Raw genomic sequence first — 21,657 nt, forward strand, 5'->3', positions numbered from 1 at the left:
ATGATTGCGATCATTGACTATGGAATGGGTAATCTTTATAGCGTGAGTAAAGCGCTAGAACGTATGAATGTAGCGTACATTCTTTCCAGTAATGAAGCCGAGCTTGAGAAAGCAGACGGCTATATCTTACCAGGTGTAGGATCATTTAAGGATGCAATGACCATTTTAAATGAAACGGGCTTAACATCGTTTATTCATAAAATCGTAGTAGAGGGAAAGCCGCTTTTAGGAATTTGTCTAGGTATGCAGCTGCTTTTTGAAGAAAGTGATGAAAATGGCTTCTCTATTGGATTAGGGTTATTACCAGGTAAAGTCATTAAACTTCCTGAGGGAACAAGAGAAGCTCCGCTAAAAGTTCCTCACATGGGCTGGAATAGCTTATTGATCAAAAATGAGAGTCCATTGCTTGCAGATCTATCAGGTGAGCACGCGTATTTTGTTCATTCCTATTACGTGAAAACAGATGAGGAGGATACTCTTCTTGCAACGGCAGACTATGGAGTTGAGGTTCCGGCAGTTGTAGGACGCGGTCATGTATTTGGAACTCAGTTTCACCCTGAGAAGAGCAGTGATCTAGGGTTATCTATCTTGAAGAATTATATTAAGTTTGTGGAAGGGGAAGGACGATGAGCCAATTTGTTATGTACCCAGCAATTGATATGCGTGGTGGCAAATGCGTACGGTTGCTTCAAGGAGATTATAATAAGGAAACAGTTTACGGCGATTCTCCTTTTGATATGGCCAAGCAATTTGATGATCAAGGAGCAAGCTGGATTCACATGGTAGACCTTGATGGAGCGAAGGAAGGGAAATTAGTCAATCACCAGCATGTAATCGATGCGGCGACAAAGCTATCAGCTAAGATTCAAATTGGTGGAGGTATCCGTACAGAGGAAGACGTAGAATTCTACCTATCAAATGGTGTTGACCGTGTTATTTTAGGAAGTGCAGCTATTTCAAACCCAGAATTCGTGAAAAAGATGCTTGCAGCCTATGGTGAAAAGATTGCGATAGGGATTGATGCGAAGGATGGCTATGTTTCAACAGAGGGCTGGTTGAATACATCCAATGTGAAAGCAACAGATTTAGGTAAGGAATTAGCGAATGCAGGTGCTGAAGTATTTATTTTCACTGATATTGCAACAGATGGGATGCTCTCAGGACCAAATGTGGAAGCTGTTGTGGAAATGGCTAAAGCGACGAACAAGCAGGTTATCGCATCAGGTGGAGTCAGCTCCTTGAAGGATCTTGAAACACTAGCGGAATATGTAAGAGAAGGTGTATCAGGGGCGATTGTAGGGAAAGCACTTTACACAAACCAATTTAGCTTACCAGAAGCATTAAAGGTAGGAACATCATCATGATTACAAAACGAATTATTCCTTGCTTAGATGTTAAGGAAGGACGTGTTGTAAAGGGTATTCAATTTTTAGGCTTACGTGATGCAGGAGATCCGGTTGAATTAGCTAAGTTTTACGATGAGGAAGGTGCGGATGAACTAGTTTTCCTAGATATTTCTGCTTCTCACGAAGGTCGTAAAACGATGGTGGATGTATTGGAGCAGGTTGCAGCTCAGCTTGCCATTCCTTTTACTGTTGGTGGGGGAATTAATTCTCTTGAAGATATGAAAAAAATTCTTCGTGCTGGGGCTGATAAAGTGTCTCTTAACACAGCTGCAGTCGTTAATCCGGAGCTCATCTCTGAGGGAGCAGGCTTTTTCGGATCTCAATGTATCGTTGTAGCGATTGATGCGAAGTATGACACGGAGCTTGGTAGCTTTAGAGTGTATACACACGGTGGTCGTAAAGCAACGGAGTGGGAAGTAGTAGCGTGGGCGAAAGAAGCGGTAAAACGTGGTGCAGGTGAAATCCTTCTTACAAGCATGGATAGTGATGGAGAGAAAAATGGCTTTAATCTAGCCTTAAATAAGCTAGTGAATGAAGCTGTAAGTGTACCTGTTATTGCCTCAGGTGGCGCTGGAAATGCTGAGCACTTTCTACATGCTTTTAAGGAAGGAAAAGCAGACGCAGCATTAGCGGCATCAATTTTCCATTATAAAGAAACGTCTGTAAAGGAAGTAAAAGCGTATTTGAATGAGCAGGGAGTGAATGTTCGATGATCGAAAATGTGAAATTTGACGAAAAAGGCTTAGTACCTGCGATTGTTCAAGATGCAGTAAGCAAGGAAGTGTTAACACTAGCCTACATGAATGAAGAATCTTTGAAAAAGTCGCTTGAAACGAAGGAAACATGGTTTTATAGCCGTTCAAGACAAGAGCTTTGGCATAAAGGTGGAACATCTGGTAACATCCAAAAGATCGTGGAAATGAGATATGACTGTGATCAGGATGCGATTCTCGTCCTAGTTCAGCCAGCAGGACCGGCTTGTCACACTGGAGCTTACACATGTTTTAATGAAACAATAGATAAGCAAGAGGTCGTTCCCGCACAAAATCGCTTTGAAATTTTAAACACATTAGAGGCGTTGATTGCTGAACGTGAAAGTGAAAAACCAGAAGGATCTTATACAACCTATCTTTTCAATGAAGGGGTAGACAAAATTCTGAAAAAAGTAGGCGAGGAAGCATCTGAGGTAATAATCGCGTCTAAAAATCGTGATGCCGAGGAATTAAAATGGGAAGTAGCTGACTTACTTTTCCACTTAATGGTTCTTTTACGCGAGCAAAAGCTCCCATTAGATGAAGTGTTAAAGGTGTTAAAAGAAAGACATACAAAATAAGAGCTGAATCTAGGCGAAAGTCTAGCTTCAGCTTTTTTTTGAGCTGGGTGGAGGGTAGAGGAATTAAGTGTGAGGTAAGGAGAGAGGGGAGCCGGAATCGCGGAAAGGAGTGCCGGAATCGCGGAAAGGAGTGCAGGAATCGCGGAAAGGAGTGCCGGAATCGCGGAAAGAGGAGCCTGAATCGCGGAAAGAGGAGCCGGAATCGCGGAAAGGAGTGCCAGAATCGCGGAAAGAGGAGCCGGAATCGCGGAAAGGAGTGCCGGAATCGCGGAAAGGAGTGCCGGGATCGCGGAAAGAGGAGCCGGAATCGCGGAAAGGAGTGCCGGAATCGCGGAAAGGAGTGCCGGGATCGCGGAAAGAGGAGCCGGAATCGCGGAAAGGAGTGCCAGGATCGCGGAAAGGTTCCCCAAGAATCACGAATAGCTCCCAATTTTTTCATTAGCGTAACGTCTAGATGAGAAATTGAGTATAAAAATAGTAGAAAGTAGGCTAGAAAAAGGGAATGTTACCTATTATCCTTCATTTTAAATAAAATAGAAGGTGTAAGCTCAACTAATGGAGAAAATCTCCATAGGTCAAGCCTCTTCCATAGCTTCTATAGCTTTTACATATTAATCTTCTTTTGATCCTTTCTTACCCTTTGAAAGCTGCTCCCGATCAATTGCCTGTGGGGGACGTTCAAACCAACCGTTTTTTATCAAGAGATTTGCACTGTCTTCAGCATAGAGTCCAACTTCCTTTAACATGATAAAGTACTTTGCTGCGATATCTCTTCGTAATGAAAGTGCAAGGGATCCTCCTATATTTCCAATTCCTATGGCATTTAGTGAGCTTACGTGAAAGAGCATAAGTCTATCTGAGAATGGTGCGACTGTAGAATTTGTGATTTCTGTATCCCATGTCATCGGGGCAGATAATGTACTTTCCTCTAAAAGAGTTCGGAGTTTAGTAATAATGGTTCTTGCTATATCAATGCCCCTTATAAAATGATTGCGTAATTCTTCAGATTGTGCGGTTTGAGCAAATCCTAATAGGAGGGCTTTTCCTCCCGTATTATTTGTATAGTTAAGGAAAATGTGAGCAATCTCAGCTCCCGTTAATGTTCTTCGTTCACCAAGCCATCCTCGTAAAAAGCTTTGTTTCTCAACAAATGTAACCTCTGAAGGAGAATCAATATAGGGTGGGCGAATAAAGACACCTTTTGATAACATTACTTCTTTTGCTTGATCTTCAATATCTGCAGCCTCTTTTAAGTAGAGAAAGAATAAGTCTCGAACATCTTTTCTCGCTGACATGGAAAGAGCCATGCCATGGGCGGCAATCCCTGCTTTACCCAGATTTCGTATGAAAATGAGCATATATGTATCTGAAAAGAGTCTAGGAGCAGCAAGGTTTACGTCTTCCATGGAAAATCCTTGCGGTACTGGGAATTTTTCCAGTTTGAAAAGCTCTGTTAATGTTTTGACGTGTTCTTTCGATTTGGTTAAGGTTTTGGAAACTATGTCTTTTATTTCTGAATCCTCTACTGTTTGTTGAAAATAAGAAAGAACAGGTATGACAGAACTTTCGGTCATATACGTGGTCCATAGAGAACCTATTTCTGCAGAAGTTAATTTTAAATGTAAATGCTTGTTCATTGTTTACACCCTCCAATCGTATAGAGTTAGTGTTAACAAAAATAAAAGTAAATATTTGTAAGTATGTTAAATATATATTTTACATCTATCTTTTCCCTTTATGTACTATTGTTGTAGGCTAATCTTGTGGTATACTTACCTACGGTGAAATGAATGAAATGGAGGATTTCAGTGGGAAAACAATTGAGCAAACAACAAAAAAAAGCACAGGTTGTCCCGTTTCTCCAAGATGGACAATATTATTATAATAAAGGCCTAAAGGCATATAGAGAACAAAACTATCAGAAAGCAAGTAAATATTTAGAAAAAGCATTAGAGCTTGATCCGAATGATGCCACGAAGCTTTCATTGCTTGCGACGGTTTACACAGATATGGGTCAGTATACGCAGTCAAATGATTTACTTTTATATATACTTGATTTTGTTGATGAAGATATAACAGAGTGTCACTACTTTATGGCAAATAATTATGCACATCTTGGGTTATTTCAAGAAGCGTATAAGTGTGCAACAGAATATGCAAATAAAGCACCCTATGGTGAATTTATAGAAGAGAATGAAGATTTAATTGACCTTTTAACAATGGAAGAGGACGAAGACGACCCATTCTTAAAAGATCCTGATGATCTCATTTTGAAGCAGGATGCAGCTAAATCTCTTTTAGAAAGCAATCAATTTCAAGAAGCGATTAGCTTATTAGAAGAGATTGTTGAAGAATATCCAGAATTCTGGTCTGCACATAACAATCTTTCCTTGGCATACTTTTATGTAGGGGAAGTGGAGAAGGCAAAGAAATTCCTTCAAACAGTCCTTGAGCGAAACCCTGGAAACTTGCATGCATATTGTAATTTATTGGTCTTTTATTACTATGAACGTCATGATGACAAGGTTGAAGAGCTAGCAAAAGCACTTTCTAATATACATCCATTATTGTTTGAACATCGTTATAAGCTTGGTGCAACTTTTGCTCTTGTTGGTTATTATGAGCAGGCATACAAGTGGCTTCGAACTCTTTATAGGCAAGGCTTTGAAGGGGACGATGTTTTTTATTACTGGCTTTCCTATGCAGCTTATTTTACGGGGAATAAGAACTTCTCCGAACAAATGTGGGAACGAGTCCTAAAAGAAAACAAACAAAAAGAGGGATCTGAGCCTTGGAATGTGAACCAAGAGGAAAAGCAGCAAGCTCAAAATATGTCAATTGAAGAGCGTTTATATGCTATTTTTCTGTCTATAAAAACAGATAGTCTAGAAGAGGTTGAAAGATATAAAGCAGCTTCTGTTCCTCAATCAAAGCTTGAGCAAGATTTTATCTCCTTTGCATTAGGGCAAGAGAGTTCTCCCGCTGAGGGGATACAATCATTCTTTCAAATCATTAATAGGCTATTTGATCGTACGAAACAGGATGAGCTTTTTCTTTATTCATTCCAAATTTTATCCAGAGCCTATCAAGGTAAGTGCTCACTTAAAAACGATGTCGCATGGGCAGCCTCTCTTGAATATGTCTGGCGTAAACAAGACTCGAAAGAACAAGTGAGTCAAACAACAATTGCAAACGAGTATGGAACAACAAGCTCAACGGTGAGGAAATACGTGAATCAAATTAAAGAGTTAAGTGTACTAGAATAACATAAAAAAATATTCAAATAAAAAGGCGCTGTAGAAAGTGGAAATTTTCAACAGCGTTTTTTCATTTGAATTTTCATTAGTAAAGTTAGTGTGATCTTTAAATGATGGAGATGGGACTAGCCAGAAAGCAAATTCCTGTAACGTAGTGTAGTAAGTGATATCTCCTTACTTTTTACTCAGCAAGCTTATCTCGATCAGCGGCTAATGGTGGTTGTTCAAACCAGCCTTTTTTAATTAACATTTTGGCTCCATCGTCTAAAAAATGTCCAATCTCTCCAACTAAGCGTGTAATATCTTGTGTTATATCATATCGATATGTTCCTGCAATTGCGAAGCTATAGTTAAGTAGACTTCCTGATGTCGCAAGTGAAACATGGAATAACATGAGCTTTTCAGAAAATGGTGGTTCTTTAGAGGCTAATACTTCAGCATCCCATAACTGAGGTGATGGAAGGTGATCAGCTGTTAGAACATCCTGAAGAACGTTAACATTCTTTTGAGAGATGTCTCTTCCACGAAGCATATATTGTTTTATCTCTTGATCTTCAACTACTTGGCTAAAGCCAACCATAATGGATTTACCTAATTGATTTGAATCCAAGCCAATGTAAATTCCACTGATTTCAGTTGCTGAAATCGGTCGTTGTTTGCCTATTAATTTGTGTAGGAAATCCTTATCATTTACATATTCCGCTTGTTTAGGAATTGGAATAAAAGGAGCACGAATGATTAACCCTTTAGCAAGGAGTGCATTCATTGAATCCTGATACAACTCGCTAATGTCATCAATACATTCATCAAAGTAACGGCGAACATCCTCTCTAAAAGAAACGGTAAGAGCATTAGAGAACAAGAGTAAATTAATTCGACTCATTTCTTTTATATAAAATAAATAAAATTTATCAGAGAATATTCTTGAAGCACCAGAAATGACATCATTTTCTGAAAAACCAGAAGGTATCGGAAAATTTTCCTTGTTAAATAACTCTTTTAGCTTTGCAATATGCTTGGTAGTAATTGTTTGTGCTTTTTCGATAAGCTGTTTCACTCTTTCATCTTCAACATTTTCAAGGTAATGTGAATACATACAATGAATCAATGTTTCACCAAGATAATTTTTCCAAAGCTCTCCCAGCTCAGTTGCCGTTAATGTGATGTTTCTTCCTTGTTCATTTGACAACACACTCATCCTTCCACTTGTTACTTCGGGATAGTTTTGGCTGAAATGAGATACTTATACATAAGAACTTCACTCATGAGCAAAAAAATAGCGTAATTCGACTTTATTTTATAGGATAATGGTAAGGTGAAATAAGGAAGGCATTCTATTGTATGTGTCTTCTTTTATTGGCAGATAATTAGAGTATAGGACTTTACAAGGAGTGAACGACATGTCAGATGAAAAAATTTATGACGTGATTATTGCAGGTGCAGGTCCAGCAGGAATGACTGCAGCCGTATATACATCACGAGCTAATCTTTCTACATTAATGATTGAACGTGGAGTGCCTGGCGGCCAGATGGCGAACACGGAAGAAGTGGAAAACTATCCAGGCTTTGATCATATATTAGGACCTGAGCTATCAACTAAGATGTTCGATCACGCGAAGAAATTCGGAGCAGAATATGCGTATGGAGACATCCAAGAAGTAATTGATGGGGAAGAATACAAAATCATTAAAGCCGGTAAAAAAGAGTACAAAGCACGTGCTGTGATTATTACTACAGGTGCTGAATACAAGAAGATAGGTGTACCAGGTGAGAAAGAGCTTGGCGGACGCGGTGTATCTTACTGTGCAGTATGTGATGGTGCCTTCTTTAAAGGAAAAGAGTTAGTGGTTATCGGTGGAGGAGACTCTGCTGTTGAAGAAGGAGTGTATTTAACTCGCTTTGCTTCAAAGGTCACAATTGTTCACCGTCGTGATGAGCTAAGAGCGCAAAAAATCCTACAGCAACGTGCTTTTGATAATGATAAAATTGACTTCATCTGGAATCATACTGTAAAAGAAATTCATGAGCAAGACGGAAAAGTAGGGAAAGTAACACTTGTAAATACTCAAAATGGGGAAGAGCAAGAGTTCAAAACGGACGGCGTATTCATTTATATTGGTATGGTACCACTATCTAAGCCATTTGAAAGCTTAGGAATCACAAATGAGAACGGCTATATTGAGACGAACGATCGTATGGAAACAAGAGTAGAAGGGATCTTTGCAGCTGGTGATATTCGTGAAAAAATGCTTCGTCAAATCGTTACAGCTACTGGTGACGGCAGTATTGCAGCTCAAAGTGCTCAACATTACGTTGAAGAGCTTGCAGAGAAACTTAAAACTGTAAAGTAATGTCGAAACTTGTTTTACCAAATCGTAACTCTGTTTTAACTCTCCTGTAACATGTGTGAAACAATTATGGGGTACTATATAAATAAGTAATTGACCCCCTTTTATAAATAGACTTATTTAGAGCATGGGCGCCCTTTCCCATGCTCCCTTTTTTTGCCTTCAAACTGTTTACAAAATTTCAAAAAAAGAATGAAACAGATTTACGATTCATACGTATTAAATGAAAAGGTAGTAACTATTATCCACCTGCACAATGATACAGAGAACGACTAGAAGGAAGAAAGTTACAATTTTAGATAGATCACTTCGTTGTCCTTCATCCCTTTAAATAGTATAATAAAAGAAACTTCTGAGCGATGTGCATCATAGAATGATATATAATGGTAGGTCTTAATTGGTTGTCCTTCGAAGAGGGAGTATGACACCTACATCAAAGGTAAGACTTTACAATGGCAGGAGCCCAAGCCTAGGAAATAGTTCTGCTACTTTCTTAGATTATGCTGTTAACCAGGTCAACGTTATGGAGAAAGATACGTGAAATAAGAGGTGAAGATTGCTTGCAAAGAATAACAAATTGCGTCTTAGTGGAAGAAAATAAGGTTCTTCTTCTTCAGAAACCTAGAAGAGGCTGGTGGGTCGCACCAGGTGGGAAAATGGAGTTAGGTGAATCAATTAAGGATACAGTTACTCGCGAGTATCGTGAGGAGACAGGAATATATATTAAAAATCCTCAGCTTAAAGGCGTGTTCACCTTTATTATCAAAGAAGGAAAAGATGTTGTTTCTGAGTGGATGATGTTTACTTTTTTAGCTACAGATTATCAAGGCACAAATGTGTTAGAATCTGAAGAAGGCTTGATTAAGTGGCATGAAAAAGAAGAAATTGAAAAGCTACCGATGGCTCCAGGAGATCACCATATTTTAGATTACGTTATTAAAGGCAACGGATTGTTATACGGGACCTTTACATATACACCTGATTTTGAGCTTTTATCCTATCGGTTAGATCCACAATAATCAAGAATATCGTCACATTATGTGACAAGTGATAAATAGATTGAAACGTACTATGATATGTTAGAAGAAGGAAATAATGATAATCTTTCTTTCATTTAGCGTTAGTAAGAGGGGGGACAAATCATGACGGAAGAATTACTAGAACAACAGCAGCAAGAAGTGCAGATGGTGATTATTACCGGTATGTCTGGAGCAGGAAAGACGGTTGCTATCCAAAGCTTTGAAGACCTTGGATACTTTTGTGTAGATAATTTACCTCCAACCCTTCTGCCGAAATTTTTAGAGTTAATGAAGGAATCTGGCTCTAAAATGAACCAAGTAGCATTAGTTATGGACCTAAGAGGTCGTGAGTTTTTTGATAGTCTATTTGAAGCTTTAGATGACTTATCTGAAAATGCTTGGTTAACACCACATATCTTATTTTTAGATGCAAAGGATTCTACACTAGTAACAAGATATAAGGAAACACGTCGTTCACACCCGTTAGCTTCCAAGGGGCTTCCATTAGAGGGAATAGGCCTTGAAAGAGAGCTATTAGAGGAGCTAAAGGGGAGAGCGCAGTTAATATACGATACATCTGACTTGAAGCCTAGAGAATTGAGAGAAAAAATCCTAAAGCAATTCTCATCAAGTGTTGAGCACACATTTACGGTAAATGTTACTTCTTTTGGATTCAAATATGGAGTACCGATTGATGCAGATCTTGTGTTTGATGTTCGTTTTTTACCAAATCCGCATTACATCGATCATATGAGACCGAAAACAGGTCTAGAAGAAGAAGTATCCTCCTATGTTTTAAAATGGAGCGAGACACAGAAGTTTTTAGAGAAGCTGATTGATTTACTCACATTTATGATTCCTTACTACAAACGTGAGGGGAAAAGTCAGTTAGTTATTGCGATTGGCTGCACAGGAGGACAACACCGTTCTGTTACATTGGCAGAATACATTGCGAACTACTACAAAAATGACTATCATACTCAAGTGTCTCACAGAGATATTGAGAAAAGAAAGAATCATTAAAAAGTGAGTGCACCTTATATGCCAAAAGTCGTCATTATTGGTGGAGGCACAGGGTTATCTGTTCTATTAAGAGGATTAAAGAAACTCCCTCTAGATATAACCGCAATTGTGACTGTTGCTGATGATGGCGGAAGCTCTGGAAGGCTACGTACAGAATTAAATATCCCTCCTCCTGGTGATATTCGCAATGTTCTAGCAGCTTTATCCGATGTTGAGCCACTTGTAGAAGAGCTTTTTCAACACAGATTTAATAAAGGAAACAATTTAGTTGGACATTCGTTAGGGAACCTCATTTTAGCCGCTATGACAAATATCACTGGTGATTTTGTCCATGCGATAAGAGAAATGAGTACAGTATTGAATGTACGGGGGAAAGTTCTCCCTGCTGCAAACAGTAGTGTAATCCTAAACGCTGAGATGGAAGATGGAACGATTGTTTCTGGTGAATCAAAAATTCCTTTTTCAGGTAAGAAAATTAAACGCGTGTTTCTAACACCGAAGGATATCGTTCCTTTACCAGAGACACTTGAAGTCATATCAGAAGCAGATTTAATTGTCATTGGACCAGGAAGTTTATACACAAGTATTTTACCGAACCTTCTTGTACCGAATATTGGGGAAGCGGTACGGGCTGCGAAAGCGAAAAAAGTGTATATCTGTAACGTGATGACTCAGGCTGGTGAGACTTTAGACTTTACAGCTAGTGACCATGTGAAAGCTCTATATCATCACATGCAGGAACCATTTATTGATACAATCCTTGTAAACGATGAAGAAATACCAGCCCATATAAAGGAGCTATACGAGGAAGAGCTTGCAAAGCCTGTCCATTTCGATATAGAGGGTTTAACAAGTTTAGGTCTTGAAGTTATAACGGACAAAATCGTCTGCTATGAAAATAGTGTGATTAGGCACGATACACAAAAAGTAGCAAAGCTATTATACGGATTAATACAGCAGCAGGATTAAACAGAAGTCTTTGTGAAGAAATGGGGGTGCAGAGTTGTCATTTGCATCTGAAACAAAAAAAGAGTTAACAAACATTGAACTGAAGCCATGCTGTTTGAAAGCAGAATTGTCGGCACTCATTCGTATGAATGGTTCCTTATCTTTTTCGAACCGTATGTTAATTCTAGATATACAAACAGAAAATGCAGCAATCGCAAGAAGGATTTATACTCTTCTAAAAAAACAATATGATGTTGCCGTTGAATTACTTGTACGGAAGAAAATGCGTCTGAAAAAGAACAACGTCTATATTGTGCGTCTTGTGGAAGACGCAAGAGCCATTTTAGAGGATTTGGATATATTGGATGAGGGTTTTACGTTTTACCACAATATATCTGAAAACCTTGTGAAAAAGAAATGCTGTAAACGTTCATATATTAGAGGGGCCTTTCTAGCAGGTGGGTCGGTCAATAATCCAGAAACATCCTCCTATCATCTGGAAATTTTCTCCCTATATAAAGAGCACAATGATTCGCTATGTGAGCTAATGAATACGTTTGATCTCAATAGTAAAACATTAGAACGGAAAAAAGGATTTATTACGTACTTAAAGGAAGCAGAAAAAATCACCGAACTATTAAACATCATCGGTGCACATCAAGCCCTTCTGCGTTTTGAAGATGTACGTATTGTTCGTGACATGAGAAATTCTGTGAACAGATTAGTAAACTGTGAAACAGCCAATTTAAATAAAACAATTGGTGCCGCAATTAGACAGGTTGAGAACATTCGATTTATCGATGAACGAATTGGGTTAGATGCCCTGCCAGATAAACTTCGTGAAATTGCCAGACTACGAGTGGAATATCAGGATGTCACATTAAAAGAGCTTGGTGAAATGGTATCAAGTGGGACAATAAGTAAATCAGGTATCAATCATCGCTTACGAAAACTCGATCAGATTGCCGAACAACTTCGTTCTGGTGAAACCTTAACGTTAAAATAGGCCTTTCAAACATTTTCGTTTTATGACGGGGAATAAGGTTTTTTGAAATGATTGCTCGCTACATCAATTAAGAGGTATGGTTCAGGTGACACTCTTAAAGCCAAAAGCTTTGGAGATCACCTCAAGCAGCCTTTTACACGTAACCTTTACAGAAAAAAGACAGCCCTTTCATATGTAAAGCGAACCCTGTTGAAATGTCCTTTAAATAAAAACTATTGACTAGTAGAGAAGAGGAGAGATTATTATGGTTGAAAAACAAGTGGAAGTTCATCTGAAATCAGGTTTACAAGCACGTCCAGCTGCACTATTTGTTCAAGAAGCAAATCGCTTTTCTTCAGACGTTTTCTTAGAAAAAGACGGAAAGAAAGTGAACGCTAAAAGTATTATGGGACTAATGAGCCTAGCCATCAGCAACGGTTCGACGATCACGCTTATTGCAGAAGGAAATGACGAGCAAGAAGCTGTAGAAACATTATCGGCATATGTTCAACAAGAAGGGTAACAAACAATAAGCTGACTCACGTTAAGATGTGAGTCAGTTTTTTTGTTGTGAGGTGTTTTCTGGTGCCAGGCATTTTTATTTTCGAAAATGAGCTACTTATTTTCGAAAAGTAGGCATTTATTTTCGCTTTTTACGATTTATTAACGAGTTTGGTGATTTTATTTTCGGATTTCGTCCTTTTATTTATTTTTCTACTTAATTCGACACAAAAAAGTGGAGAAAAGGACTTGCTCCTTCTCTCCACCCGACTAATTCGTCTTATTTATTTCCAAGAATATTGCGGTCTAATACTTTGTCGATTAAACCATATTCTAATGCACGCTCAGCTGTCATGAAGTTATCACGATCTGTATCCTTTTCGATCACTTCGATCGGTTGACCAGTACGTTCAGATAAGATTTTGTTTAATTTTTCACGAAGGAAAAGAATGCGTTTTGCCGCAATTTCAATTTCCGTTGCTTGACCTTGTGCTCCACCTAATGGTTGGTGAATCATGACTTCACTGTTAGGAAGTGCGTAACGCTTACCTTTATCTCCAGCTGCTAAAAGGAAAGCACCCATAGATGCCGCCATACCAATACAAATTGTTGATACGCTAGGCTTAATGAACTGCATCGTATCGTAAATAGCCATACCTGCTGTAATTGATCCACCAGGGCTGTTAATATAAATGGAGATGTCCTTCTCTGGATCTTCTGCTTCTAAGAATAAAAGCTGAGACACGATAGAGTTTGCTACATTATCATCAATTGCACTACCAAGCATGATGATACGGTCTTTTAAAAGACGAGAATAAATGTCATACGCGCGCTCACCACGATTTGTTTGTTCAATAACTGTAGGAATTAAATTCATTTTAATGTTCCTCCTTCATCATTAGAAAGATTTTTTGTTCTAAAGGATATATGAAACGACGTGTATGTACTCCTTTAGAACGACCATAAAAAGTAAGTTACATTATGTATTTCCATCATACAACTAAGGTCAATAAAGGTCAAACGAAAAGCCTAAAACCTCTAACAAAATCTTTCTGCCTTACATATAGAAAGTATATGTGTCCACTTAGCATATCATGTAAACATCATTCCCACATAATCAAATTTTCAAACAGTTCCACTCTTGTTTTCTTGTACAAAACAAAAACATCCTTGTATTCTCTGTAGAGGAGAAAAACGCAGTTGAAATTCTCAGGAAGTTCCCGTATAATTTTCAAATATTGATACTTTATTGTGCGCTCGTAGCTCAGTTGGATAGAGCGATGGTTTCCGGTACCATGTCTGTCGGGGGTTCGAATCCCTTCGAGCGCGTTAAACATGACAAAAAGACTTCTAATAATAGTGGAAACACTTTATTGGAAGTTTTTTTTATTCCACACTTCCCTAAATCCCATCAGCTATCTCTACGTTACATTCCATAAAATTGACATTGGCTTATCACGTAAAAGCATTTAATATAGATGTATCCTTATATTAACAAAGATGGAGAAAACCAATCATCGAAGATTTATTCTGAAAGGGATTAACCATACTTATGAAACGATCAAGTAAACATAACCTCATACTCTTTTTTACGGTAACTTTTTTACTCCTCCTTGCAACCATTTTGAAATTCCATACGTTCGTCATAATTGGTACGATCATTTTAATCACAATAATTAGTCTACATTCCTTATTAAATCGTCAACTTATTCTCAAACAATGGAAAGGGACGAAAACAAAACAAAGCTACCGTTCTCTCTTTGACCATCATCCGGATATTGTCATTAGGTTTACGAAGGATGGGCAAATTACATCAATAAATAAGACGGTTGAACGGGTTTTGGGCTTTAAAGTTGAAGAGTGCATAGGACATCATTTTCTAGAGGGCGTAAATGAAGAGAAGAGGAATGTAACGTTAAGACACTTTAATATGGCTGCAAAAGGAGAGGCGACCACCTATGACAGTGTTATTCTGCATAAGGATGGAAGGTCTATTTATGTAACAACGACGAATATCCCTATTATTGTTAACGGAGAAATAGATGGTGTGTATGGCATCACTAGGGATATTACAGAACAGAAAAAAATCGAGCAAATTATTCAAAAAATTGCATATGAAGATGTGCTCACGGGTTTACCTAATCGAACAAGGCTCATTCAATATTTAACCAAACAGCTTAAGGTGGCCACTACTACTAATAGGACATTAGCTGTTCTGTTCATTGATATGGACCGCTTCAAAGTTGTGAACGACACCATTGGGCATTCATCAGGAGATGAAATGCTGAAGGAAGTAGCAGATCGACTTCAGGCAACCATTAGGAAAGATGATATGATCTTTAGACAAAGTGGGGATGAGTTTGTTGTTGTTTTAAACAATGCAACAAGAGAAGTTGCTGAAGATGTTGCGCGTAAGATGATTGCTGCTTTTGAAAAGCCGATTCACATTCATACGTATGATATTTTCACATCACCAAGTATTGGAATTAGTTTTTTTCCGGAAGACGGGAATTCGCTTGAAGAATTAATTAAACATGCAGATGCAGCGATGTATCAATCAAAAGCTTCTGGCAAGAAAATGTATACTTTTTATTCATCTCATGATGCCGACAAGAAAATGGACAGGTTGAAACTCGAAATGGATCTTCATAAAGCAATTGAACGGAATGAACTTCTATTACATTATCAACCAAAAGTAAACTTAAAAACGGGACACGTTGTAGGAGTAGAGGCATTGATTCGTTGGAACCATGCAGAAATTGGGTTGATTTCTCCTGCTGAATTTATTCCGATTGCTGAGGAAACAGGATTAATTATTTCAATTGGAGAATGGGCACTAAAAACAGCCTGTACCGTCAATAAGCATTGGCAGGAAGAAGGACTACAAAATCTTGTGATTTCAGTTAACCTGTCACCTAGACAGTTTTCGCAAACAGATTTGGTAAAAACGGTTGAAAAGGTGTTAGAGGAGACAGGTCTTGAAAGTCATTTGCTAGAGTTAGAAATAACCGAAAGTATGACAGCGGATATTGAACGGACAATTAGTACGTTGCATGAATTAAAGCAGCTTGGTGTCCGCATTAGTATTGATGACTTTGGAACAGGGTTTAGTTCGCTAAATTATTTAAAGAGATTCCCTGTGGATACATTGAAAGTGGACCAGTCATTTGTAAATGAACTTCACAATAATCCTAATGATGAAACAATTGTAAAGACAATTATTGCAATGGGGCATAATCTTGGATTACATGTAGTAGCTGAAGGAATTGAAACGAAGGAACAGCTCGTTTTTCTTCAACAATATGTCTGTGACGAGGGTCAAGGGTACTTTTTTAGCAAGCCGCTACCCGCTCAAGAATTAGTAGAGAAAATAAAAGAAATTGAGCAAATTGTCCCCTTGCAGGGAATTACAAAGGAATTAAATGACCGGATTTGGGCGGATGAGTTAGTGAGAGGGGCGAAAAAGGATTTACAAGAAATACTTAGACTTCAGCAGAGTATGACGATTAAGTACAAAAAAATCGGTGACAAATTTGTTCATACGATGTGTGATGGGGAGTTAGTGTATCGGTTTGGGCTTTTACCTGAGCAGATCATAGGGAAGCAGTTATTTGACCTCCTACCTGAAGAAGTAAGTAAGAAGAAAGTGAGTTATTACCAGCGAGCTTGGGACGGAGAAGGAAATGTTCATTATGAGGATGTACTTAATGGTATCTGTTATCTAGCTACCTTAAGGCCTGTCATAAAGGGAGGAGAAGTGACAGAGGTAATCGGTTCATTTGTGGATATTACAAAGCAAAAGCAAGTAGAAAAGAAATTGCGAGAGAGTCAGGAGCTTCATCAGCTTATAGCTAAACATATTATTGACCTTGTAACAATTTATACATTAGATGGTCGCATTACCTATGCTTCTTCCTCGTATGAACGTGTGCTCGGATATAAACCAGCTGAACTAGTAGGTAGCATACCAACAAATCTTTATCACCATGAAGACCTGCAACGAATGCTTTTTGATTTACAAGAGGCTAAGAAAACCAATCAGAATCAAAGCAGAAACATTCAAAAGAAATACCGACTCAAAAACAAACAAGGAACCTATCTCACTTTCCATACAATCCTAACCACTATCCTAAATGAAAATGGCGAGGTGGAAAGAATCATTGGTGTTTCTAGAGAAAGTACCGAGTGAGTCGACCTCTGTGAGATTGCCTGTCACCGACCAAGTGTTAGTGGAATAATGTCGTAGGGCTAGGACATAAGTGCCTGGCCCTTTGTTTATCTTAAGGAACAATAAATTCATCGTTTGTGGTTAAGTGCTTTGACATCCAGCTTCAGCGTCTAGCCCAACGAGGTCATAAGCGATTTAGAATGGAAGGCAAAGAACACCTATTTGATAAATCCTCTTATTTCCCGAGGCTGACAGAGGAACTCTGTAGCTTTTGTTTTGTCACAGCCTCAATCCTGTGTGGGGATAGGTACACAGGATTGAGGCTCTAGTATATGATGTTTTTAAGACGAACCTTCTTTTCCATTATTCTCTAAAATTAGAATGAATCATTCTCCTATTTTGTGCATTTTTTTGTGACAGTTTCATAATCATGTAGTAGGATAGATAAGAGCATTGTCTTAGAGCAATGATGGAAAATGAAACATGATATGGACGTACAAGGACAAAAAAGTTTATTTAGTTCATTAGCGATTAAATATGTTATGTTTCTTACGAAATAAAAAGTAAGCGCTTACTAAAATCAATCATCTTACAAATATCCAGGGTTAACCCACAATAATGGTTATTTTTCCAATCTCGTGTAAAATGGAAACAGGGGGAAAATACATGAAAATGAGCTTGATTCAAGAACAGACTTTAAAATTGAATATGACACAAGAACTGCAGCAAGCAATAACATTGTTACAATTCTCCTCAGCTGAACTCCTTTCTTATGTTCAAGAACTTTCCATCGAAAACCCATTAATTGAAGTGAAGGAAACGTATGTATCTTCTTATCGTCACCAAAGTAGTACCAATACCCACGGTTTTGTGGAGAATGTGACTAAAGAAAAAACAAATTTAAAGGATTACCTTGAGCGCCAACTAATTGATTTTTCGCTAACGAAGCAGGATCGTCATTGTGTGAATCTATTAATTAATGCCTTGGATTCAAATGGTTACTTAAAGGATGAAATGTCAGAGCTAGCCACTATTGCTAGAGTGGAAGAGGAATATCTTGAGAGTAAGCTATACTTTATTCAAAGCTTAGAGCCTGCTGGTGTAGGTGCAAGGTCGCTTCAGGAATGTATTTTACTTCAGTTAAGACGTCTAACTGAACGAGATGATCTGGCAGAGTTGATTATTCAACAACATTTTAAAGCTTTTGCCGAAAAATCTTGGAAAGACTTATCAAAAAAGCTTAACATAAGTATTCAACGCATTCAGGAAGTATTTGAAAAAGTAAAAAAGCTCGAGCCAAGACCTGGTTTGAAATTTCAATCTGAGGAACTAACCTTTGTTACACCGGAAATGACCGTGGAAAGTTACGACGGACAATTTCATATCCATTTCCATGACGAGCTTGTACCACAGCTTATCATTCATCACCCGCTTTCAACTACAAGTGAGTCAGAAGTGAAAGATTACTATTCTAAGAAACTATCACAAGGAAAATGGATCCAACGAGCAATCGAACAGCGGAAGGAAACAATGATCAAGGTTATGAAGGTAATCATAGATAAGCAGGAAGAATTCTTCTTAAAAGGTAAAAGCTATTTAAAACCCTTAACGTTAAAAAACATCGCAGACATACTAGATATTCATGAATCAACCGTGAGTCGAACAGTAAAAGACAAATTTGTTCAAACACCACATGGACTTTTCCATATGAAATCCTTTTTCTCAAACAAGCTAGAAATAGGTAATGAGGATGTCTCAACTTCATCAGTAAAAATCCGATTAAAAGAAGTAGTGAACAAAGAAAATAAGCAAAAGCCATTATCTGATCAAAAAATTGCGAATTTACTTCAATCACTTTATGATATTACTATATCAAGGAGAACCGTTACGAAATACAGAGAGCAGCTTAACATTCCAACAAGTGCTATACGAAAGCAATATTGAATAAGACGAAGAAACGGATGTGCCTAAAAATGGAGAAGGTTATATTTTACTCAAAAGAAAATTGTCCCCTATGTGAAAAGGGTTTAGCTCTAGTGAAAGATTTACAAAATGACATTCCATTTGACTATGAGGTTATCGACATCTATAAAAATGATGAACTATTAGAACGATATCAACTTATGATTCCGGTCGTGAAAATTGGTGAGGACATCGTTTCTTATGGAATATTGGAAAAAGATAACATAAGAAAGCGGTTACTTTTAAAATGAAAGAAAGATTGCTTGAATAAGCAAAAGTCCCCTGTTAAAATAAAAATTGTAACAGGGAGATTTTTTTTTGAGCTGGTGGGACACAATAAGTACCGGTGGGACGTTTTGAGTCCATGTCCGTCCATACCAACTCAGAAAGGGATGGCAAAATGAAATCATTAATTGAAGTACAAAAAAAATTATTGCCAGACCTCCTTCAGGTTATGCAAAAGCGTTATCAAATTCTTCAATATATAAGATTGATGCAGCCGATAGGACGTAGAAGCTTATCTACTAGCTTAGGGCTCAGCGAACGCGTGTTACGTAGTGAAGTTACATTCCTAAAGGAACAAGACTTGATTACTACTCATACCTCTGGAATGACCTTAACAGATGAAGGAGCATCGCTTTTAAAAAACCTAGAAGAAATGATGAAAGATGTTTTAGGCTTAACTTCTTTGGAAAATACATTAAAAGATAAGTTTAATTTATCTCGTGTCATTGTGGTTTCAGGGAATAGTGATGAGTCACCATGGGTCAAGAAAGAAATGGGAAGAGCATGTGTTGCATGTATAAAAGAACGATTAATTGGTAAAAATATCGTCGCCGTTACTGGTGGAACAACGTTGGCAGCAGTTGCTGAAATGATGACACCCGACAGCAAAAATCGTGAAATTCTTTTTGTACCTGCACGTGGTGGGCTAGGTGAAACAGTAGAAAATCAAGCAAACACAATTTGTGCAAAAATGGCAGAACGTGCAAGCGAAAATTACAGACTTTTACACGTTCCAGATCAGCTAAGTAAAGAAGCGTATCAATCAATCATTGAAGAACCATCAATAAAAGAGCTTTTAGCGATTATGAAATCCTCTAGTATGGTTGTCCATGGAATAGGAGACGCTAAAACGATGGCGGAGCGCCGTAAAACTCCAGAAGAAGACTTCCTTAAGATTAATCAGGGAAATGCGGTTGCAGAAGCGTTTGGTTACTATTTCGACCAAGAGGGTACTATCGTACATAAAGTTCAAACCGTTGGGATTCAGCTTGATGACATTGAAGAGGTACCGAATGTAATTGCGGTAGCTGGAGGCTCTTCAAAAGCAAAGGCAATTAAGGCTTATATGAAACAAGCTTTAGATTCTGTGCTCATTACAGATGAAGGAGCGGCAAATGAGTTAATAAGGGATACTTATTAATCCCTAATTATATATTGTTTTCTACCTTACTTTAGGGAGAAAACGAAATTTAAGCTACATTGTTCTAGGTACATAAGCGTAGAACAAAATTAAAGGAGGAAATTTATCATGGCAGTAAAAATCGGTATTAATGGTTTTGGACGTATTGGACGTAATGTATTCCGTGCAGCTCTAAAAAATCCTAACGTTGACGTAGTTGCAGTTAACGACTTAACAGATGCAAATATGTTAGCTCACCTTTTAAAATATGATTCAGTTCACGGAAAATTAGATGCAGAAGTATCTGTAGACGGTAACAACCTAGTTGTTGACGGAAAAACAATCCAAGTTTCTGCTGAGCGTGACCCAGCGAAATTATCTTGGGGCGAGCAAGGTGTTGAAATCGTTGTTGAATCTACTGGTTTCTTCACAAAACGTGCTGACGCTGCGAAACACTTAGAAGCAGGCGCGAAAAAAGTTATCATCTCAGCACCAGCTAGTGATGAAGATATCACAGTTGTTATGGGTGTTAACGAAGACAAATACGATGCAGCTAGCCACGATGTTATTTCTAACGCATCTTGTACGACTAACTGCTTAGCTCCATTTGCTAAAGTATTAAACGACAAATTCGGTATCAAACGTGGAATGATGACAACTGTTCACTCATACACAAATGACCAACAAATCTTAGACTTACCACACAAAGACTACCGTCGTGCTCGTGCGGCAGCTGAAAACATCATCCCAACAACGACGGGTGCTGCAAAAGCTGTTTCTCTAGTATTACCTGAATTAAAAGGTAAATTAAACGGTGGCGCTATGCGTGTTCCAACTCCAAACGTTTCTTTAGTTGACTTAGTTGCTGAGTTAGATAAAGAAGTAACTGTAGACGAAGTAAATGCAGCATTCAAAGAAGCAGCTGAAGGCGATCTTAAAGGAATCCTTGGTTACAGCGAAGAGCCACTTGTATCTGGTGACTACAACGGTAACGCTAACTCTTCTACAATTGACGCATTATCAACTATGGTAATGGAAGGTCAAATGGTTAAAGTTATCTCTTGGTACGATAACGAGAGCGGATACTCTAACCGTGTAGTAGATCTTGCTGACTACATCGCTTCTAAAGGTCTTTAATTCTTAGAATAGAAGAAAAGAAATCTATATACTATGCACGAAAAATGGGGAAAGGGGATCATCCCCTTTCCCCATTTTCACTTCTAAATGATTAGCATGGTTTTCTGAATCATTTCATACGATCCTGTGGTATGATACACATGATGGTACGCATTTTTAAATTAA

Annotated in this window: 19 protein-coding genes and 1 tRNA gene; 17 read left to right on the forward strand and 3 right to left on the reverse strand. The window is 38.2% G+C overall.

Annotation, left to right across the window (positions count from 1 at the left end):
- From hisH to hisIE, 4 genes are read left to right on the forward strand one after another with little or no spacing between them, the layout of a single operon-like run.
- Window positions 1–630, forward strand: a complete 630-nt coding sequence (hisH, locus tag A9C19_RS02180; RefSeq protein ID WP_072578438.1) for an imidazole glycerol phosphate synthase subunit HisH — start codon at window positions 1–3, stop codon at window positions 628–630.
- Entirely contained in the window at window positions 627–1,364 is a 738-nt protein-coding gene (gene hisA, locus A9C19_RS02185; protein ID WP_072578439.1) for a 1-(5-phosphoribosyl)-5-[(5-phosphoribosylamino)methylideneamino]imidazole-4-carboxamide isomerase, read from the forward strand. The genes hisH and hisA overlap by 4 nt, the downstream gene beginning before the upstream one ends.
- A complete protein-coding gene (gene hisF / locus A9C19_RS02190) occupies window positions 1,361–2,119 on the forward strand; it encodes an imidazole glycerol phosphate synthase subunit HisF (protein ID WP_072578440.1) in 759 nt (252 codons plus the stop codon). The genes hisA and hisF overlap by 4 nt, the downstream gene beginning before the upstream one ends.
- Window positions 2,116–2,739, forward strand: coding sequence for a bifunctional phosphoribosyl-AMP cyclohydrolase/phosphoribosyl-ATP diphosphatase HisIE (gene hisIE, locus A9C19_RS02195; RefSeq protein ID WP_072578441.1), 624 nt, complete (start codon window positions 2,116–2,118; stop codon window positions 2,737–2,739). Before hisF ends, hisIE begins: the two co-directional genes overlap by 4 nt.
- A gap of 611 nt (window positions 2,740–3,350) precedes the next feature.
- Here hisIE and A9C19_RS02210 read toward each other — a convergent pair.
- Window positions 3,351–4,376 carry a DUF3231 family protein gene (locus tag A9C19_RS02210; protein WP_072578442.1) on the reverse strand — a complete coding sequence of 342 codons (1,026 nt, stop codon included), beginning with the start codon at window positions 4,374–4,376 and terminating at the stop codon, window positions 3,351–3,353.
- Between the two features lie 171 nt (window positions 4,377–4,547).
- On the opposite strand from A9C19_RS02210, the gene A9C19_RS02215 reads away from it, so the two are divergent.
- Window positions 4,548–6,005: a tetratricopeptide repeat protein gene (locus A9C19_RS02215; protein WP_072578443.1), complete on the forward strand. Its 1,458-nt coding sequence runs from the start codon at window positions 4,548–4,550 to the stop codon at window positions 6,003–6,005.
- Between the two features lie 172 nt (window positions 6,006–6,177).
- On the opposite strand, the gene A9C19_RS02220 is transcribed toward A9C19_RS02215, so the two are convergent.
- Entirely contained in the window at window positions 6,178–7,185 is a 1,008-nt protein-coding gene (locus A9C19_RS02220; RefSeq protein WP_072578444.1) for a DUF3231 family protein, read from the reverse strand.
- Window positions 7,186–7,396: 211 nt separating this feature from the next.
- On the opposite strand from A9C19_RS02220, the gene trxB reads away from it, so the two are divergent.
- The 6 genes from trxB to A9C19_RS02250 all read left to right on the forward strand — a co-directional run bounded on the left by trxB (window position 7,397) and on the right by A9C19_RS02250 (window position 12,842).
- Window positions 7,397–8,347 (forward strand): thioredoxin-disulfide reductase, encoded by a 951-nt coding sequence (gene trxB / locus A9C19_RS02225; protein WP_072578445.1) that lies wholly within the window; start codon window positions 7,397–7,399, stop codon window positions 8,345–8,347.
- 497 nt (window positions 8,348–8,844) lie between these two features.
- On the forward strand, window positions 8,845–9,363 hold the full coding sequence (locus tag A9C19_RS02230) for an 8-oxo-dGTP diphosphatase (protein WP_145925769.1): 519 nt from the start codon (window positions 8,845–8,847) through the stop codon (window positions 9,361–9,363).
- A gap of 123 nt (window positions 9,364–9,486) precedes the next feature.
- Window positions 9,487–10,386, forward strand: a complete 900-nt coding sequence (rapZ, locus tag A9C19_RS02235; protein WP_072578447.1) for an RNase adapter RapZ — start codon at window positions 9,487–9,489, stop codon at window positions 10,384–10,386.
- A gap of 18 nt (window positions 10,387–10,404) precedes the next feature.
- The gene (locus tag A9C19_RS02240) at window positions 10,405–11,355 is read left to right on the forward strand and encodes a gluconeogenesis factor YvcK family protein (protein ID WP_072578448.1); all 951 of its coding nucleotides are present in this window, start codon (window positions 10,405–10,407) and stop codon (window positions 11,353–11,355) included.
- Window positions 11,356–11,389: 34 nt separating this feature from the next.
- Window positions 11,390–12,340, forward strand: coding sequence for a DNA-binding protein WhiA (gene whiA / locus A9C19_RS02245; protein WP_072578449.1), 951 nt, complete (start codon window positions 11,390–11,392; stop codon window positions 12,338–12,340).
- 244 nt (window positions 12,341–12,584) lie between these two features.
- Entirely contained in the window at window positions 12,585–12,842 is a 258-nt protein-coding gene (locus tag A9C19_RS02250; RefSeq protein ID WP_072578450.1) for an HPr family phosphocarrier protein, read from the forward strand.
- Window positions 12,843–13,100: 258 nt separating this feature from the next.
- Here the strand turns inward: A9C19_RS02250 and clpP are convergent, their stop codons facing one another.
- The gene (clpP, locus tag A9C19_RS02255) at window positions 13,101–13,697 is read right to left on the reverse strand and encodes an ATP-dependent Clp endopeptidase proteolytic subunit ClpP (protein ID WP_072578451.1); all 597 of its coding nucleotides are present in this window, start codon (window positions 13,695–13,697) and stop codon (window positions 13,101–13,103) included.
- A 376-nt stretch (window positions 13,698–14,073) separates the two neighbouring features.
- Between clpP and A9C19_RS02260 the strand changes: the two genes are divergently transcribed.
- From A9C19_RS02260 to gap, 6 genes are all read left to right on the forward strand, one after another.
- Window positions 14,074–14,149 (forward strand) — tRNA-Arg (locus tag A9C19_RS02260).
- A 223-nt stretch (window positions 14,150–14,372) separates the two neighbouring features.
- Window positions 14,373–17,009: an EAL domain-containing protein gene (locus A9C19_RS02265; RefSeq protein WP_072578452.1), complete on the forward strand. Its 2,637-nt coding sequence runs from the start codon at window positions 14,373–14,375 to the stop codon at window positions 17,007–17,009.
- A 645-nt stretch (window positions 17,010–17,654) separates the two neighbouring features.
- The gene (rpoN, locus tag A9C19_RS02270; RefSeq protein WP_072578453.1) at window positions 17,655–18,932 is read left to right on the forward strand and encodes an RNA polymerase factor sigma-54; all 1,278 of its coding nucleotides are present in this window, start codon (window positions 17,655–17,657) and stop codon (window positions 18,930–18,932) included.
- A 29-nt stretch (window positions 18,933–18,961) separates the two neighbouring features.
- On the forward strand, window positions 18,962–19,201 hold the full coding sequence (locus tag A9C19_RS02275; RefSeq protein ID WP_072578454.1) for a glutaredoxin family protein: 240 nt from the start codon (window positions 18,962–18,964) through the stop codon (window positions 19,199–19,201).
- A gap of 149 nt (window positions 19,202–19,350) precedes the next feature.
- Window positions 19,351–20,376 carry a sugar-binding transcriptional regulator gene (locus tag A9C19_RS02280; protein WP_072578455.1) on the forward strand — a complete coding sequence of 342 codons (1,026 nt, stop codon included), beginning with the start codon at window positions 19,351–19,353 and terminating at the stop codon, window positions 20,374–20,376.
- A gap of 108 nt (window positions 20,377–20,484) precedes the next feature.
- The gene (gene gap, locus A9C19_RS02285) at window positions 20,485–21,492 is read left to right on the forward strand and encodes a type I glyceraldehyde-3-phosphate dehydrogenase (protein WP_072578456.1); all 1,008 of its coding nucleotides are present in this window, start codon (window positions 20,485–20,487) and stop codon (window positions 21,490–21,492) included.
- Window positions 21,493–21,657 lie beyond the last annotated feature (165 nt).

Origin of the sequence: Bacillus weihaiensis (genome assembly GCF_001889165.1) — a bacterium.
Taxonomy (GTDB): domain Bacteria; phylum Bacillota; class Bacilli; order Bacillales; family Bacillaceae; genus Metabacillus; species Metabacillus weihaiensis.